At 67.7% G+C, this 2,003-nt stretch carries 1 protein-coding gene and 2 tRNA genes; 2 read left to right on the top strand and 1 reads right to left on the bottom strand.

Annotated elements, in window-relative coordinates:
- Positions 1 to 39: 39 nt before the first annotated feature.
- Positions 40 to 110: transfer RNA gene (locus tag ACFVIM_RS34895), tRNA-Gly, on the bottom strand.
- A 150-nt stretch (positions 111 to 260) separates the two neighbouring features.
- Here ACFVIM_RS34895 and ACFVIM_RS34900 point away from each other — a divergent pair.
- Both ACFVIM_RS34900 and tig read left to right on the top strand, forming a co-directional pair.
- Positions 261 to 337, top strand: a tRNA-Pro gene (locus tag ACFVIM_RS34900).
- A 234-nt stretch (positions 338 to 571) separates the two neighbouring features.
- A complete protein-coding gene (gene tig, locus ACFVIM_RS34905) occupies positions 572 to 1,948 on the top strand; it encodes a trigger factor (protein ID WP_384310337.1) in 1,377 nt (458 codons plus the stop codon).
- Positions 1,949 to 2,003: the final 55 nt, after the last annotated feature.

The raw sequence follows: 2,003 nt of genomic DNA on the forward strand, positions 1-2,003 counted from the left end.
GACGGTGATCTCGCGACCGGGCCTTTCGGTCCTGCGCAGAGCGGGCGACGGGAATCGAACCCGCGTAGCTAGTTTGGAAGACTAGGGCTCTACCATTGAGCTACGCCCGCAAGCATCGCACCGCAGGTCACACCCCCTGGCGTGACGCGGTACGGGCAGCATCCTAGCGGGTCGCGAGGCCGTGCCGCACACCCCGCCAGACCGCCCCGTAATAACGGGCTCGCGCTGTCGGCGAACATGTACCCTACGTGTCGCACCGACGGGGTGTGGCGCAGCTTGGTAGCGCGTCCGCTTTGGGAGCGGAAGGTCGTCGGTTCGAATCCGGCCACCCCGACCACAGTCCTCTCACGGCCTCACAAGATCGCATTGTGGGGCCGATCCTGCGTGCGGCTACTATGCAAACTGCGTGCCCGTGTGTCCGGCGATGCCCCCCACCGAGTCGGAGGACTTCGGAAGACCGAAGTCAGCCGAGGGAGGAACAGCGGCGGCGGCCCGGGGCCGCGATCAGCCGGTCCGTCCCTGCGGCGGACACGGCAGAACCCCAGAATTCAGCCATCAAGGAGACCGAACCGTGAAGAGCGCCGTGGAGACCCTGAACCCGACCCGGGTTCGGCTCACTGTCGAGGTGCCCTTCGAGGAGCTCAAGGACAGCCTCGACGCGGCGTACAAGAAGATCAACCAGCAGGTCACGGTCAAGGGCTTCCGTAAGGGCAAGGTCCCGGCCCGAGTGATCGACCAGCGGTTCGGCCGCGGTGCCGTGCTGGAGGAGGCCGTCAATGACGCCCTGCCGAAGTTCTACACCGAGGCGGTCAACGAGGCGGACCTCAACCCGCTCGGCCAGCCCGACGTGGACATCACCGAGCTGAAGGACGGCGAGACGCTGAACTTCACCGCCGAGGTCGACATCCGCCCGGTCATCGAGATCCCGGACTACTCGGGCATCGAGGTCACCGTCGACGCCGTCGAGGTCACCGACGAGGACATCGAGAAGTCGGTCGAGCAGCTCCGCGAGCGCTTCGCCTCCACCGCGCCGGTCGAGCGCGCCGCCAAGGACGGCGACGTGGTCACCATCGACCTGGAGGCCAAGGTCGACGGCGAGGTGCTCGCCGACGGCGTCGCCTCCGACGTCTCCTACACCATCGGCTCCGGTGAGCTGCTCGACGGCATCGACGACGCCGTCACGGGCCTGGAGGCCGGTGCCGAGGCCACCTTCACCTCGGAGCTCAAGGGCGGCTCCGCCCAGGGCAAGGACGCCGAGATCACCGTCAAGGTGACCGCGGTCGCCCAGCGTGAGCTGCCCGAGCTGGACGATGACTTCGCCCAGCTCGCGAGCGAGTTCGACACCCTGGACGAGCTCAAGGCCGACAGCCGTAAGCGCCTGGAGAACATGAAGCGCTACGACCAGGCCACCCAGGCGCAGGAGCGCGTCCTGGAGGAGCTGCTGAAGCTGGCCGAGATCCCGATCCCCGAGAAGCTCCTCGAGGACGAGGTCAACACCCGCAAGCACAACGTGGAGCACCACCAGCTCGGCCAGATGGGCCTCGACCTCGCGAAGTACCTGGAGCTCCAGGGCAAGACCGAGGAGGAGTTCGAGACCGAGACCAAGGACGCCGCGGTCAAGGGCATCAAGACCCAGTTCCTGCTGGACGAGCTCGTCTCCAAGGAGAAGCTCAACGTCAACCAGGAGGAGCTCACCGAGCACCTCATGCGCCGTGCCGCCTCCTCCGGCATGAGCCCCGACCAGTTCGCCCAGGCTGTCGTCGAGGGCAACCAGGTGCCGATGCTCGTGGGCGAGGTCGCCCGCGGCAAGGCGCTGGCGCTGGTCGTCGAGTCCGCCAAGGTCACCGACACCAACGGTGACGTCGTGGACCTGGAGGACGACGAGGACGAGACCGAGTCGGCCGCCGAGACCGCCGAGGCGGCCGTCGAGGGCGACGCCAAGGCGTAACCCCCTCCCGCACCGCCGACAGGGCCGGGCCAGGACACCCCAGGTGTCCGGGTCC

The organism is Streptomyces sp. NPDC057638 (genome assembly GCF_042800315.1).
Classification (GTDB): Bacteria; Actinomycetota; Actinomycetes; order Streptomycetales; family Streptomycetaceae; genus Streptomyces.